This is a genomic window from Kribbella sp. NPDC059898, from assembly GCF_042730855.1.
GTDB lineage: Bacteria > Actinomycetota > Actinomycetes > Propionibacteriales > Kribbellaceae > Kribbella.
The window spans coordinates 283,301-297,792 of record NZ_JBHWKR010000008.1 but is presented as its reverse complement, the minus strand read 5'-3'; the positions used below and the strand labels follow the sequence as shown (position 1 = coordinate 297,792).

The 14,492-nt window shown below is 68.5% G+C and carries 11 protein-coding genes and 1 pseudogene; all 12 read right to left on the bottom strand.

The annotated features are described in order from the left end of the window. Window positions 1-42: 42 nt before the first annotated feature. The gene (locus tag ACFV9C_RS25765) at window positions 43-1,140 is read right to left on the bottom strand and encodes a lactonase family protein (protein WP_380197482.1); all 1,098 of its coding nucleotides are present in this window, start codon (window positions 1,138-1,140) and stop codon (window positions 43-45) included. Then, window positions 1,137-2,711, bottom strand: a complete 1,575-nt coding sequence (locus tag ACFV9C_RS25760) for an alpha/beta fold hydrolase (RefSeq protein ID WP_380197480.1) — start codon at window positions 2,709-2,711, stop codon at window positions 1,137-1,139. The genes ACFV9C_RS25765 and ACFV9C_RS25760 overlap by 4 nt, the downstream gene beginning before the upstream one ends. Window positions 2,712-2,769: 58 nt before the next feature. Then, a complete protein-coding gene (locus ACFV9C_RS25755; protein ID WP_380197478.1) occupies window positions 2,770-3,699 on the bottom strand; it encodes an oxidoreductase in 930 nt (309 codons plus the stop codon). A 41-nt stretch (window positions 3,700-3,740) separates the two neighbouring features. Then, complete coding sequence (locus ACFV9C_RS25750) at window positions 3,741-4,739, bottom strand: M4 family metallopeptidase (protein ID WP_380197622.1); 999 nt, start codon at window positions 4,737-4,739, stop codon at window positions 3,741-3,743. A 225-nt stretch (window positions 4,740-4,964) separates the two neighbouring features. After that, window positions 4,965-5,102: pseudogene (locus ACFV9C_RS25745) on the bottom strand (hypothetical protein); the annotation flags it as partial. A gap of 247 nt (window positions 5,103-5,349) precedes the next feature. Beyond that, entirely contained in the window at window positions 5,350-6,393 is a 1,044-nt protein-coding gene (locus tag ACFV9C_RS25740) for a M48 family metalloprotease (RefSeq protein ID WP_380197476.1), read from the bottom strand. Window positions 6,394-6,427: 34 nt separating this feature from the next. Then, window positions 6,428-7,576 carry a hypothetical protein gene (locus tag ACFV9C_RS25735; RefSeq protein ID WP_380197474.1) on the bottom strand — a complete coding sequence of 383 codons (1,149 nt, stop codon included), beginning with the start codon at window positions 7,574-7,576 and terminating at the stop codon, window positions 6,428-6,430. A 15-nt stretch (window positions 7,577-7,591) separates the two neighbouring features. Then, window positions 7,592-8,515: a hypothetical protein gene (locus tag ACFV9C_RS25730; RefSeq protein WP_380197472.1), complete on the bottom strand. Its 924-nt coding sequence runs from the start codon at window positions 8,513-8,515 to the stop codon at window positions 7,592-7,594. A gap of 6 nt (window positions 8,516-8,521) precedes the next feature. Next, on the bottom strand, window positions 8,522-10,528 hold the full coding sequence (locus tag ACFV9C_RS25725) for a hypothetical protein (RefSeq protein ID WP_380197471.1): 2,007 nt from the start codon (window positions 10,526-10,528) through the stop codon (window positions 8,522-8,524). Continuing rightward, on the bottom strand, window positions 10,525-13,599 hold the full coding sequence (locus ACFV9C_RS25720) for an ATP-binding protein (protein ID WP_380197468.1): 3,075 nt from the start codon (window positions 13,597-13,599) through the stop codon (window positions 10,525-10,527). The genes ACFV9C_RS25725 and ACFV9C_RS25720 overlap by 4 nt, the downstream gene beginning before the upstream one ends. Then, window positions 13,586-14,158: a hypothetical protein gene (locus tag ACFV9C_RS25715; RefSeq protein WP_380197466.1), complete on the bottom strand. Its 573-nt coding sequence runs from the start codon at window positions 14,156-14,158 to the stop codon at window positions 13,586-13,588. The genes ACFV9C_RS25720 and ACFV9C_RS25715 overlap by 14 nt, the downstream gene beginning before the upstream one ends. After that, window positions 14,158-14,448, bottom strand: a complete 291-nt coding sequence (locus tag ACFV9C_RS25710) for a hypothetical protein (protein WP_344189722.1) — start codon at window positions 14,446-14,448, stop codon at window positions 14,158-14,160. Before ACFV9C_RS25710 ends, ACFV9C_RS25715 begins: the two co-directional genes overlap by 1 nt. Between the last annotated feature and the right edge of the window lie 44 nt (window positions 14,449-14,492).

The window sequence follows — 14,492 nt, the reverse complement described above, 5'->3', positions numbered from 1 at the left end:
TGACAACGCTCTCACCACAAAAGCGCAAGGGCTCGCGCATGATCAAACATTGACGCAGACCGGAGTCGGCGTGCTGAAGTCACCCGTCTGCGTCAACGTGCCGGCCGCCTGGTCCACGGCGAACGTGGTGACGTTGTTCGACTTCTGGTTGGCGACAAACAGCAAGGTGCCGGTCGGGTCCAGCGCAGCATGGCGCGGCCAGTCACCGCCGCAACTCGGCGTACCGACCAGATCGAGATCGGCGCCCGCGACGCGGAAGATCGCGATGCTGTTGTGGCCGCGGTTGGTCACGTAGACGAAGCGGCCGTCGGCGGAGGTCAGGATCTCGCCCGGGTAGTTCTGCGGGCCTGCGGGCGCGGCCGGCCGGGTCGCGAGCGGGGTGAGGACGCCGCCGTCGTACCCGCAGATCGTCACGGTGCTGTCGAGCTCGTCGGCGACGTACGCGTACTTGCCTTGGACAACGAGGTGTCGCGGACCGGCACCTGCTTTGAGTTTCGCCTGGTGCTCGAGGGTGAGCTTGCCGGCGGCGAGCGTGTACGTGTAAACCGAGTCGGTGCCGAGGTCGACGGCGAGCACGTACTTCCCGGCCTGCACGACCTGGTGCGCGTGCGGTTCGGATCCCTCGTGTTTCACCAGGTCGGTTTGTTGCCCGAGGCTACCGTCCGGGTTGATCGGGTGGACGGCGATGTCGCCGGATCCGTAGTTCGCACTGAGCAGATGGTCGCCGATCTTCGCGAGGTGGCAGGGGCCGGATCCCTTGTTGGGTTGGCGATTGAGCACCTTCGGCGTCCCGGAGATGTCGATCGCGGTGACGGCGCCGGCGTCCTGCTCGTCGACGGCGTACAGGAGGTTTCCGTCCCGGATGACGAACGACGGATCCGGGACGCCGGCGATCGTCCTGGCCTTGGTGATCTTGCCGTGGCCGTCGTACGTCGCGATACCGACGCCGTCGCCGTACGTCCCGAGATACATCGTCCCGCCCGCGACCCGTCGGTCCGCCGTCGGCACCCCCGGACGGCTCCGGTCGGTCAGGCCCGGCTCGATCACGTCCTCGCGATACGACGGTTCGCGGCTCGCGGACTGGTGGACGGGCACGAGGGCCGCGGTGAGGCCGAGGAGTGCTCGGCGGCTGACGATCACGCCGCCACCGGAACGCTGATCGACGACGGATCGCCCGCCGGCGAAGTGAACGTCACGGTCGACCCGACCACGCTCCGCCCGAAGTACCGCGGATCCACCGTGTCCACGACGAGTACGAGGTGATGCCCCGCAGGCACCTCCCAACTCGTCGCCTCCAGCTGTACGTCGACCGCGACCGCCTTCCCCGGCGTCGCCCCGCGAAACGTGTACGGCTTGTGCGACATCAACGACCCGACCCCGAGCGCGTCAACGTCGTACAGATACGCGAACAACGACGTCGAAGCCGCCGACGGCCGCACCGTGACGTGCACCTTCGGCGCCCCGTTCACCACCGCCGCCCGGTCGAACGCCGGCCCGGACCACACCCCCGCGAAGGACCGATCCACCAGCGGCGTCACCACACCTGTGGGGATTGTCAACAATCCTTGCAAAGCCCCGGACACCAGTGCGACCCCGCTGTCCGCGACCGTCGGTACGCCGGCCCCGATCGCCCGGCTCCACCCGGTCGACTCCGCACCCTGCAGAGCCCCCGCCTTGGTCAGGTACGACGTACGCTCCTGCCCCACGGCCGCCCAGCTCGAGTACCCGCGCCATACCCCGCGCTGCGACTTCAACTGCACCGGCGCCTCCCGGTCGGCCCCGTTGTCAGCGCCGGTCAGGTAGTGCCGCAGCCAGCCGGCGAGCTCGTCCCAGGTCTCGTTCGGCAACCCGACCGCGCCGCTCGCTTCTGGCGTGGCGTGATCGCCGTGCGCCAGCAGCAGCCGCTTCGGCCCGGTCAGCCGGGTGAAGAAGTCCGTGTACTGCGAGGGCGGGAAGATCGAGTCCTCGAACGCGTTCGCCAGGAAGATCGCCGGCTTGTTGACATTCAGATTGTCGACCATCGTCGCCGGCGACCGCACCGGCGACAACTGCTTCGCCTCCGCGATCGCGCCGTCGAAGTCGCCGGTGACGAACTTCGACTGCAACGACGCCATCTCCGGCCCCGGCCGCCCGGTGACGTTGCCCAGGGCAAGCAGACCGGCGACGGCCTGCAGCGCGACCGTGTCGTTCGGGTCCAGCGACCGGATCAGATCCGCCCAGCCGCTCAGCGCGCCGACGGCCTTGATCCGCGGATCCTTCGCGGCCGCGAGCAGCGAGGTACCCGCGCCGTACGAGATCCCCACCGCCGCGACGCGGCTCGTGTCGGCGGGCGTGTGCTGCGCGGCCCAGTCGATCACCTTGCTGACGTCCGCGACCGTCGGCGGCCCGGCGATGTCGATCCCGCCGCCGGTGTCCCAGAACCCGCGGCTCGAGTACGAGATCACCTGGAACCCGGCGGTCGCGAGCTTCGCGCCCTGGCCGACGTACTCCGCGTTCGGCACGCCCCAGCTCGACGGCATCACCACGAGCGGGAACGGGCCGTCCCCCTGCCCGGTCGGCGTCAGTACGACGGCACCGATCTCGATCCCGCCGGCACCGGGGATCCGCTGGTACGACGTACTGAAGCCAGGACTGGCCTGACTCGCCTCGGCGCGTGGACCGATCGTGATCAGCGTCAGGACGACTGCGAGGGCGGCAGCAAGTCTGCGCACGGGATACCTCCGGCATCGGGAACTACCGGAGGGTAACCAGAAAACTGCCGCTCTGTCACTACCTCGGCACGGTGAGTGCGGGATCCACCCCGGTCGCGTCGACCGACCACGCCCAGAGGCGCTGCGCCAGCTCCGGGTCCTGCGCCGTACGCGTCGGCAGCACGACCTTCGGCGTACCGCGGTACTCGAAGAACGCGGGGCCGACGAACGATCCCGGACGCAGATCCGCGTACGTCGCGGCGTACAGGCTCGGCCATGCTCCCGCCGCGGCAGACTGAGCGACCAGCCGGGTAGCGAGGCCCCACAGCTGCGCCTGGAGCGCACGACCGGCGAGCTCCGGCCCGGCGGCCTGCAGGTGCGTCGAGGCGTACCCGGGATGCGCGCCGACGCTCAGCAGCTCCGCACCGGCCGCCCGCGCCCGACGGTCGAGCTCGAGCATGAACAGCAGGTTCGCGAGCTTCGACCGGCAGTACGCGTCCCACTTCCGATAGCTGTCCGCCGGCCGGCGCAGGTCGGCCTCGCTGATGCCGCGAGCGCCCTTGTGCATGAACGAGCTGACCGTGACCACCCGGCTGCCCTTGAGCAGCACCGGCATCAGCCGGCCGGTCAGCGCGAAGTGCCCGAGATGATTGGTCCCCAGCTGCAGCTCGAACCCGTCGACGGTCTGCCGGTACGGCGGCGCCATCACGCCGGCGTTGTTGATCAGCAGCTCCAGCCGGTCGTACTTCGCCAGCACCTCGTCCGCGGCGCGCTGCACACTCGCCAGATCGGCCAGGTCCAGCTCGAGCACGGTCGGCGCCCGGCCACCCTGCTGCGTCAGCCGCTCCGCCGCCCGCGCCGCCTTCTCCGGGTTGCGCGCGGCAACGATCACGTCGGCGCCGTGCCGGAGCAGTTCCAGCGCGGTCTCGTACCCGATCCCGCTGGTCGCGCCAGTCACCAGCGCCCGCCGTCCCGTGAGGTCGGGAATGTCCGCCGTACTCCAGGTCATGCGCCCACAGTAACGGTGTGGGCGCATGACCTGGCTGGGCGTCAGAGGATCTTGCGTGCCTTGAACGCGTCGGTCACCGTCTGCGCGGCGGCCTTGCCGTACAGCAGCCGGGCTGCCTGCACGGTGTCCTGCGCCGCACCCGCGAACGAGGTGTCCGGGTCGTAGAAGAACGTCGCCTCGAGGATCAGCTTGTCCGCCTTCGCCCGACCGAGCGACTGCTGGATGTCCCACAGCGCCCGCGACCAGATCTCGCCGTCGTCGTGGACCTCACCGTCGATGTCGTCGGTCGTCTTGGTCCCGTCCGTACGACGCAGGCAGTGCGGCTCGTCGGTCGTGTACGACGTCGCGTCCCAGTCCATCACGCACGGCAGGTTGAAGCCCTTGCTCACCGGGACCGAGTTCGTCACGGCCCAGTAGTCGCCGAACCCCTCACCGATCGCCCCCGCCTGCTCCGACTCCCCGAAACCCGGTACGACGTCGTCCTGGATCGCGTGCCCGTACTCGTGCCAGATCACCTCGGCGTCCTCGGCGTCGTCGACACCGCCCTCACCGGTCGTGATCATGTCGGTCGACGGGTCGTAGAACGAATTGTCGCCCGCGTACGTGTCGACGCTGAAGTCCTGCGACTCGTTGTTGACGTCGGTGAACCCGAGCTTCTGGATGTACTCCTGCGTCTGGTTGATGTGGTAATACACCATCACCTGCTCGAACTTGTCGTTCGCGCGCTGGTACACGAACGTGTTGCTCTTGCTCTGCGCGAGCCCACCCTTGGCTTCCTTGATGTTGACGTACGTCCCGTTGAGCTTCCCGGACCCGTCCAGATTCCGCAGAATCACGTTCTTCTGCGCAAGGAACAGCGCGTCCTGGTTCTTGTCGTTCATATCCGTGAGCTTCTCGTTCTGCTCACTCACCACCGGGTTCGGATCGAACACCGACCCCCGCCCGTCGATGTTGTCACTGATCACCTTCGACTCGACAACCTCGCCGGACTTCGCATCCACCAGCGACCGCGTAACCCCCTCGGCCGACCGACTCGTCACATTCCACACCACCCGGGCATCCGGCCCACCCACCACCGCCAGTTGAGCAGCCCCACTCGTAGCGGTCGGCTGCACCAACACACCCTTCCCCGGCCGCGCGATCCGCGCCCGCTGAGCCCGCGCAGTCACCGCCGCATTCGCAGTCTGCGTAGCGGCCGCCGGCGCAACCGTCGTACTCACATCAAGCCCCGCCGGCACCACCTCCCGCCCATCCGCAACCTCAACCGCCCCGCCCTTACCAACATGCTTCGCGTAATACCCCCCGACAACCGGCAACCCCTTGAACGTCTGCTGATACCAGTAATGCTTCCCCAACAACGACGTCTTCGTCCTAACCAACGTCAACCCCTCAGCACCCGCCACCGGCGCCGCCCCCGCAGCACTACTGAACGACAACCCCAACGACACACTGGCCACCCCAGCAACAACAACCGCCAGCCCCTTACGACGCTTGAACACAGGTTCCCTCCCACACTCATGTTCCGTAACCCATCCACTACAATCCGTCGAACCCTAGAACGGCGCGACGCCCGCTGGGAAGGAAATCAGCGACCGATTTCGCGGCGGCAAGGGAAAACCTGCCACGTGCCAAGCGATGGCTGATCCGCGCTCAGCTCGCGAGCGTTTCCAGAGCGCGTACTCGTTCTGCCGGCGACGGTGAGCTCGACATGAACTGCGAGCGGCGGTTGGTGTCGCGGCCGAGCATCTGCTGGTGCTGCATCTGCCAGCCGTACAGCACCTGGATGATTGTTGGGCCGTAGCCCATGGCTGCGGCCCGGCGGTCCGCCTGATGAACCTCGCGGCGGTTGAGCCAGGCGAGAATCGGCGGCGCGACCAGAGGGGTCAGGTAGAGAATCGGCAGCGCCAGGCTGTCGTCGAAGGTCAGGATGGCGATCAGGACGCCGATGTATCCGATCAGGATGAACCCGATGACGACGCATCCGACGGCGGGGACCGCCCTCATCCACCTGCCCAGTGCACGTACCGCGATCAGAGCGCATCGCGCGGGAATCGAGTACCAGAAGCTGAGCAGGCTGAGCCAGTCCCGCCCCCCGAGATGGTGAGCGAGTTCATGGGCCAGAACGCCCTCGAGGTGGGACGGCGGAAGCGTGTACAGCGCCCATCGGGTCAGGCCCACCGTACGTCCCGGCGTCGGCGTCGCGTTCGGTTCGTCGGATTCCTGGATCCACACCGTGTAGCGCTTGTCCGGGATCCCCACGCGAGTAGTGACATTGCGCCAGATCGGCTGTATGCGCTGCTCCTCCACGAGGGTGGGGAGCCGCAGGCGGAACAGATAGCGGGCCAGGAATTCCTCCACCGGCCTCAGGAACACGACGACCCCGGAGACCAGCCAGGCAACGACGAGCATCCAACCCCAGCCGAAGCCGAGCAGGCCCACGATCCAGGACACAACCGCGAAGCTCCAGAAGAACCAAGGGACTGCGGAGAGCAGCATCGCGGCGGTCGACACCTCGACCCGTCGGGCACGTCCGCCCGGACCGGGGCCGCTACCACCTGGGAGTTCTGTCCTCGGCGGATACGGCGGCAATGCCTGGTCACCAGGCCCACGTGGGTCGCCGTACGCACGGCCCTGCGTCCAGTCACGTTCGTCCCAGGCACCGTTCCGATCGTTGGGATCGCCGGGGACGGTCATCGGTCGTGCCTCCTGTGGGTTGGGCGGGGGGTGGTTACCACAGTGACACGTGGACGTGGTCGAAGTGGCCGCCGGTGGCGTCGGTGGGGTTGTAGACGCCGCCGCCGTTGTAGGGGATCCAGGTGCCGCGGCGGGCGGACCAGATCTTGCCGTACCAGATGACGTAGTGGACGCCGGTCTGGCCGGCGGTGTTGATGGCCCAGTTGGCTATCTGGTCGCCGCGGGCGCGGGCGGGGGCTGACTTTCTGGCGTCCGCGCCGACCATGACGTCGCAGGCCTTGCCGCGGGGGTGGTCGCTGGTGGGGTTCCAGACGTGCGCGTCCCAGCAGCTCATGCTCAGGGTGCCGAGGTTCTTGCGTGCCTCCGCGACCCACGCCGCCGTACGCGGGGTGACCAGGCCACCGGTGCCCGTTGGGTCCGTGACGGTCGCCTTCTGTTCCGGCCAGACGCCGTTGACCGGCTTGCCGCTGTTCAGGTCGCCGCCGGACTGATCGCAACTGTTGCTGTCCTGTACGCCGTCCACGACCGAGCCGCCCGTCGGTGCGCCAGAGCGCCCTGCGTACGGGTTGCCCGCCCTCGTCAAATCAATACCAGCGGAGGCGGCGATGGCACGAGCCTCTTGCTCACGCTGCGCGTACCGCTCGGGAAAGGCGGACACCTGAACCGCCTGGGCTGCATCACCGAGCGCCATCGACGGCCATCCGTTGATATCTACCAGGCCGGGCGGGCTTGGTCCGTCGGATCCTCCGAAGAACGCTTTGATCGCGTAGTCCGGGTTCGTGAGCTGCTGGAACGACCCCCAACCGGCGCTGACCCGCTGCTGAAAGAGCCCGTACGAGTCTCTGTCGCCGTAGAGAAGGTTCTGGAGGTCCGACTCCACCAGCGCGGTCATCAACGCGATCAAGGTCGCCTTGCCCGGTAGACCCCGCTGTATCGCGACGCTGTCAATCAGCTTCGCGAAGCCGACCTGAGTCGTACGCAGGGGACCGGTCGGGTTCGGGTCGGTGCCTTGGCCGGGTACGCCGGGTGGGCAGGCGGCCTGGGTCGTCGTACCGCCGCCGAACGGCGCGAGCATCAGCAGGCTCGCCACGCCGATCACCGCGAGCGCCGCCGCGCCCTTGGCGAACCACCCTCGACGCGCGACCGAGAGGAACCCGCGACCGAGATCACCCTCGTCGAACATCCCAGTCCCCTGCCGTCATGGTCCGGTACCACCAGACACGTCGCTAATCACCCATTGGTTGTTCTGGTTGGTCAGCGTCACGAGCAGGGGGACGTCGAACCGCTGAGCGTGCTTACCGGTGACGTCGATGGTGACCTTGACGAAGCGTGTGATCCGGCTGGGGGTGTCGACCGGTGCCTCGGCGTTGGCCGGCGGAGTCGTCACCGGGGCCGCCAGCACCGTGGACTTCCCGCCGTCGGCCTTGAGTGCGTCGTACGTCGGATCGCCCGCCGCGGTGAAGCTCGACGCGACCTCTTCCGTCATGTACTTCGAGCACTTGTCGACCAGCGCCGCGTACGTTTCGGCGCTGGGGTCGCGCGTGTAGAAGGCTCTGGCCCAGGTACCGGTCACGTCGGTCGCGAGGGCTGTGTCCTCGGATGACGGCCGCTGGCTCAGGGGCGGTGGTGTGGTGAGCGCCGAGGTCGTCGGCTCGCCCGGCTGGTTCGACTGGGTCGCCGGTGCGGTCGGAAGCACCACCGACTGGCCGGGTGTGAGCAGGCTGATCGGCGCGCCGTCGTCCTTGCTCTTGCCGCCGAACAGGCGCGGCAGTCCACCGCCGACACCGAGGATGATGATCGCGACGATGACGACCAGTACCACGATCGCGACCGGGCTGGTCGGCTCGGCCCGGCGCTGGTTGCGCAGCCATGCCATGCGTTGCACGTGGTCGTCGCGGCGCCAGTTCTTCTTGGCACGACGTCGCTCGCGACCATTCAGGTCGTCCATCTCGTCGGGGTAGTCGTAGTCGTTGCTCATCAACGACCGCCAGCCGTCCGGTGCGTCCGGGCGGCTGCGACCCTCGCGGCGGTCGTCGTCAGTGTCCTGCGGCTCAGGTGCGCGATGGCGCGACTGACCGCCACCCTCGCGGCGGTCGTACGGCGAACGAGATTTCCGGGCCATCCGGCATCACCTGCGCGTCGGGACGTGTACCGTCACGCCGTCCTTGGTGACGGTCGAGTAGTCGCGATACCGCCGCGCCGGCGAAGGCACCGGCTTCCGCCGCGTCCGCTGCCCCTTCGGCGGCCCTTCCCGCAAACTCGCCGAATGCGTGTGCGCACGGGGCTCGTACCGAACGTCGTTGGTGGGCACCGGAATCGGCCGCCGCGAATGCCGAGCCTTCGGCGCATCGGCCGCCCCCCGCGAACCGGCCGGCGCGGGCGCCGCGACTCCCGCACTCGTGACGGAAATCGTACGACGCCTGTCAGAATCCTTCGACTGCTCGCGAGAACGCGCAAAGTTGAGCGCTGACTGCGAGGGCCGTCCATTCGGGGCAACTCGACTGCCACCAGTACCTGCAGCAGTCGATGCGCCGCCGGGGCTGCCACCGGGCTGTCCGCCAGGAATGTTGCCGGAACCGTCAGTTCGCCTGCTGCCTGGTCCAGCGGCAAGCTCGTACGGCGACGAGCCGACTGCGCTCCGGCCCAACGCCGTATGCGCCGGCGCCTGTCGGTACACCCGCATCGACGGTACATGTTGAGGAGTCGTCGTATCCCCGCTGAGCCGGCCGCCCCGCCGTTCTGTCATGGACGGCGCGACCCCACGACTCGCGAGCGAACCAACCACTCGCTTGAAGGCGCCCATGGCACCGCGCCTGGCAAGACCCCCCAGGAGGATACTTCCCGACCCGGGCCGCATCATCGACGTGAGGTTGTCCAGCAATCTGCGCAGCCGGAAGCCGGCAATCAGAACCGCGATCGCAAGACCCGACACCGGCAGCCAACCAAGCACACCAGTAAGGCTGAACACCGCCGTTACCAAGGTCAGAGCGGTACCGAAGACGAGCATCGCCAAGAACGACTGGATAACAAGCCCGACCAACGCCTCGAACCAGTTGATTCCCCATTGTCTCGGTCGGCCAGGAACGGTCCAGAGACAGGCGAAGAAAACACCTACGACGAGCAAGAGCAGGCAGCCGACGAATGCCATCAAGGCCGTGAAGGCCAACGATACGTTCAAGAACGCGAACAGGGTCGCCGCGATGGCCGCGAGCATGACGACGGCGATGCGTCCGAACGCATTGTTGCCCTTCACCCACTTCACGGTCGGAGCGTTGTCGCCGCCCTCCGCCTTCACGATCACGGAGTCGATGTACTTCGATCGCGCGTCCGTATCGGTGCCGGCATCGAGCATGCCCTTGCCGTAGCGCGTGCAGGCTTCCAACGAGCCGAACTCAGCGATGCACCACGGGGTGACAGCGAAGCCTCGCCAACTCGCGTCGGCGGACTTCCTCAACAGGGTGTCGCGCGAACTGCCTGTGAACCCCGGCTCGGGCCACGGAATGGGGTTCTGCATCGTCGGCCCCATTGCATCCGCAGACGTCGTCATGATGGTGTCAGCACCCAACTGGCGTGCACCGTCGACACCACGTAGCCAGGTCGCAGGAGCGAGGGCGAAGCTGATGCTGAGCACACCAGCCACCAACACCCACACCAACTGCCCCATCGCACTGCCGCTTGTTCGCCGTTGTGTATAGGCAGCCACCGCACCGAAGGCCAACGCAGACGGCAACAGCCAGCCGACCAGTTGGGTGCTCGAGGCCCCAATAGTCGTAGAGGTCGCCTCGGTCAGCGGCTTCACATCGGTGAACGAGAACAACCACCAGCCGACCGAGATCGCTCCGCGCGTGATGGCGACGATGTACATCATCACCATGTGCGCATAACCGTTGAAGATCGACTCGATCGGGTCCCGAATGCTGCGCTCGAAGTCGAGCCCGTACTCCATCGGCCCGTACTGCTCGAACAGCGTGCGGGTGTCACCGTGGGTCAGGTCCGGGGTCGGGAGCAGGTCGCCGAATCCCGTCGGGCTGGTCGGACCCTGGTTCGGGTCGGCGGCGAGGGCTAGTTGGGAGGTGATTATGAGGGAGAGGGCTAGGACGGTGGCCGCGGTGCGGAGGCGGCGTTGCCACCTCATGCGACGTGTTCCTTGCCGCTGGGGGTTTTGGAGGGTTGGTCGGTGCCGTTCGGGGTGGGCTGGGGGTCGTCGTAGGCGGGGTACATGGCCTCGTTGTAGGCGGCCTCGTCGGCCTCCTGGTCGTAGACCTCGTCGGGGCCGATCGGTGACTCGTAGCGCAGGGGGTGATGGTGCTCGTCGATTGCCGGTGCCGGTGGGTGGCCGTTCTGTTGAGCTACCGGGGCAATAGGTGGTGTGGCCGCTGGCTGGGGGGCCGGTTGTGCGGGGCGGTCTTGCACTGCACCGTTCGCATTTGCGGGCCTTGGCTCGGTCGCGGGAGTGGTGGGCTGCTGCGCCGGTGCCGGGATCGGCTGGGGGCGCGCAGGCGGTGCGGACGCGGCCGGAGCCTCAGGTACGACCGGAGGCCGGGGCTGTACGACCGGAGGCTCGGGCTGTACGGCCGGGCGCCCGGGCTGTACGACCGGATGCTCGGGCTGGGCGAGCGGGCTGCGGGGGTCGGGCTGGGCGGTGGCTGCTGGTTCCAGAGGCTTCTCGTGCTCGTCGGGGAAGGCCTCGTCGTCGGCGAACGGGTCCGGGTCCTCGATCGGGGTGGGGGGTGGGGTGGTGTCTGTGTCGTGTTCGGATTCGGGGGTGGTGCGGAGGAGGGTGGCTACCTGCTGGCTGGGGATGTCGATCTGGACGGTGGCTACTTCGTCCCAGCGGTCGCGCATGATGCAGTGGCCGTGGCGGATGGATTTGCCGTTGGCGGCGGTGTTGATGCCTCGGACGAGCGTTTGGTACGGGGCGGTCTGGGGGCGGCCCAGGAGCTCCAGCAGCGAGTCGACCTGTTCGCGGGAGCGGAGGCTGAAGGCGAACAGGGTGGTGATCTGCTCGACCAGGCCCGGGAGTTTCAGGATCGAGGCCGGGTCCTGGGTGTCCAGGACGAGGGACGCGCCGAGGGCACGGCCGACGCGGGCGATGTAGTCGAGGAAGGACGCGCCGTCGGGGGTCTTCGTCAGCAGATGGACCTCGGGGACGATGACAACCTTCGAGCGGCCGCGGAACTCGCGTCGGCCGGTGGTGCGGATCATCCAGGCGAGGCAGCCGCGCAGGCAGGCCATGCCGACGCGTTCGATCGGGGACCAGGACTCGGGGGCCGACTCGGGGGACGGCAGGGTGAGGCCCGGCATCTGGACCACCCAGAGGCCTGGGTTCGTGGTCAAGGAGGACAGGCCGGACGGCGGGCCGGCGACGACCGAACCGAGGCCGGTCTCGACCAGGTCGCGCAAGGCGAACCCGACGGTCCGAACGGTCTCTTCGGAGGAGTTGCACAGCCGCTGGATGACGCCCCAGGAGGACGGGTCCGGTGACTGGATCTCGGCGCGGGTGGCGGCGACGACCGGGGCCTCGGCGGCGCCCCGCAGGTGCGGCGGGAGCAGCAGCATCAGCTGGGACGGTGCCTGCAGCAGCGCGTCGTCGACCGGCAGGACGCGGAGCAGGTCCGCGGCGCCGGAGAACTGGGCGGTGATCTCGATGAGGGCGGTCGGTACGCCGTACTCCGCGGCGACCGCGGACACGCCCGCGGCGTCGCCCTTCAGGTCGAGCAGCGGCACCCAGGCACCGGCGAACGCCGAGTCGAGGCCGCCGAGCATCGCGGCCGTCGTCTTACCGCGGCCCGATCGGCCGAGGAACAGCGTGGTGGTCGCGTCACCGAGCGCCGAACCGGCGGCCGCGTCGAAGCGGACCAGGCCGGGCGTGGAGCCGGTCAGGTACCCGATCGCCGGGCCGGTCGCGTCGCCGATCGACGCGCCGCCCCAGAACCAGGACCCGAAGAACGCGGTCGACTCGCGGACGTGCCCGAGGTCCGGCACCCGCAGCTGGTCGCCGGGCAGCGACTCGAGCCACAGGTCGCGCTGCTCGTCGGCGCCGACGGCGACCGTGATGCCGCGGTCCGCGTAGTGCGCGATGACGGCGTCGACGTAGGCCTCGAGGTCCTCGCGGGTGTCCGCGCTGACCAGCAGCCGCGGGTGGTCCTCGACCAGGGTGAGGCCGCTGCGGCTGATGTCGCGCTTGACCTCACGCATCACCCGCTCGGTCTCGACGATCTCGTCAGCGGTCTCCTCCGCCGTACCCTTCGCGGCCGAGCGGCGCTGTTCCTTCGCGCTCTTGCGCGTCTCGTCGACCAGGTTCCGCGCGGTCTTCTTGCTCAGTACGCGGAACCGCACCGAGGCCTCGACCGTGACGTCGAGCTCGTCGCCGTCGTCGTCGATCGCCTTGATCTCGGACAGCGTCCGCAGCCACTCCCCCGGCCCCGGCGTCTCGAGCTCCTCCGGGAAGTCGGTCATCGCCAGGACGGTCGTGTACGCCGCGATCTGGCCGCGGGTGTCGTAGATCCGCAGGTGGTCGGTGTACGGCACCACCCGGCCGGACGTCAGCCGGGCCAGCGAGGCGCCGGTGATCAGGCCGCGCCGGGGCGCCGCGACCGCACCGCGGTGCATCTCCCGGCTGATCAGCCACGAGATCACCTCCGCCGGCGCGGTGTGCGCGCGCCAGACGGTCGAGCCGAGCTGACGAGCGAGCTTGCGCACCCGCTCGTCCAGGTGCGCGAGCTCGCGCGCGCTCACCCGCCACGACGTCGTCCCGAGAGCGTCGCTGATCGAACCGCGGACCTGGGCGGTCGCCCGGGGGTCGCGGTCGGACAGGTGGACGCCGAGCGCGACGTACCGCTCCGGCATCCGCATCTCGTCGATCCGGTCGGCCCGGGTCTGCGCCCACGCCTCGTGGTCGCCGAGCCGGTAGTGGCCGGCCACCGAGTCGATGTAGTCCTGGCCGGTCGAGCGGCCCCAGACCACCTTCAGGTGGCTGAGCCGGTCACCGAGGATCGTCGCGGCGGCACTGATCGCGGCGTCCAGGGCGGCGTCCTGCTCGGCCTCGGTGGCCAGGTCGGTATTCGCCACCGAGATCAGGAACCACGCCTCGGCGCTGCGCTCGGTGACCAGCAGGCCGTCGGCGATGGCGACCAGGCGTGGCGGCGGCAGCCCCCGCTCGCGACCGACCCCCACCAGGTTCAGGAGCTTGTCAGCGATCTTCATCCAGGCCTCTTCCTGACGACGTCCTGCGACTCACCCGTTGTACGTGTTCGGATCCCAGCAGGCGGGCCCGCTGGTTGACGGTGATGTCCGCGCCCGCGCGGACCATCGGATCGACCTCCACCGCCACCTCGCGCTCCCATTCGGGCGTGACCCTGGCCTTCGCCAAGTCGGCGACCTTACGGGTCGACATCCGCTCCCGCCAGGGCAGGTACTCCGACTTGTCGGCGGCCCGGGCACCGAGGCCGATGATCGGCCGGTGCGCACGCAAGGCGTACCGGACGGCCAGCGCCCACTCGGTGACCCGGCGGCGGCGTTCGTGGAACTTCCCCGGCCGCCAGCCGAACGCGGTGATCACGAACGGCGGGACGACATACAGACTGACGGTGGGCTTCTGCGGTACGCCGATGAACGGGAACAGCAGCGCCACCCAGAGCACGATGACCACGGCGCCGAAGATGATCATCCGGCGGCGCGCGCCTTCGCCGAGGTCGATCCCGAGCAGGTCGTACTGCCGGGTCTCGATCTCGAAGTGGTGGGTGAGGGTACGGCCGACGCGCATCAATTACCCCCGGAGAGCAATCCCCAGAAGCCCTTCAGGACATTGATGGTCTGGTTGTTGGCATAGATCAGGCCGCCGACCAGGATCCCGGCCGCGATGTGGCCGAACAGCTCGCCCCACTCGCGCTTGAAGTAGTGGCCGATCGCTCGCAGCACCAGGATCGCGATGAAGATGTTCCCCGCGATGACCAGGACCCAGTCCTTGAAGTCCGCACCGGTCGGGACATTGGGGTTGCCGGCCATGGGCACGGCAAGCTGCACCACGCTCGCAGCCAGTTCGTGGGTCGTCATTGCGGTGTCTCCCTTGTTGCCTCGGTCATCCGATGGCCAGTCGC

Excerpts from the sequence above, each read along its gene's own strand:
- ACFV9C_RS25755 (WP_380197478.1), bottom strand. The coding sequence starts at position 3,699 with ATGACCTGGAGTACGGCGGACATTCCCGACCTCACGGGACGGCGGGCG.
- ACFV9C_RS25740 (WP_380197476.1), bottom strand. The coding sequence starts at position 6,393 with ATGACCGTCCCCGGCGATCCCAACGATCGGAACGGTGCCTGGGACGAA.
- ACFV9C_RS25735 (WP_380197474.1), bottom strand. The coding sequence starts at position 7,576 with ATGTTCGACGAGGGTGATCTCGGTCGCGGGTTCCTCTCGGTCGCGCGT.
- ACFV9C_RS25730 (WP_380197472.1), bottom strand. The coding sequence starts at position 8,515 with ATGGCCCGGAAATCTCGTTCGCCGTACGACCGCCGCGAGGGTGGCGGT.
- ACFV9C_RS25725 (WP_380197471.1), bottom strand. The coding sequence starts at position 10,528 with ATGAGGTGGCAACGCCGCCTCCGCACCGCGGCCACCGTCCTAGCCCTC.
- ACFV9C_RS25720 (WP_380197468.1), bottom strand. The coding sequence starts at position 13,599 with ATGAAGATCGCTGACAAGCTCCTGAACCTGGTGGGGGTCGGTCGCGAG.
- ACFV9C_RS25715 (WP_380197466.1), bottom strand. The coding sequence starts at position 14,158 with ATGCGCGTCGGCCGTACCCTCACCCACCACTTCGAGATCGAGACCCGG.
- ACFV9C_RS25710 (WP_344189722.1), bottom strand. The coding sequence starts at position 14,448 with ATGACGACCCACGAACTGGCTGCGAGCGTGGTGCAGCTTGCCGTGCCC.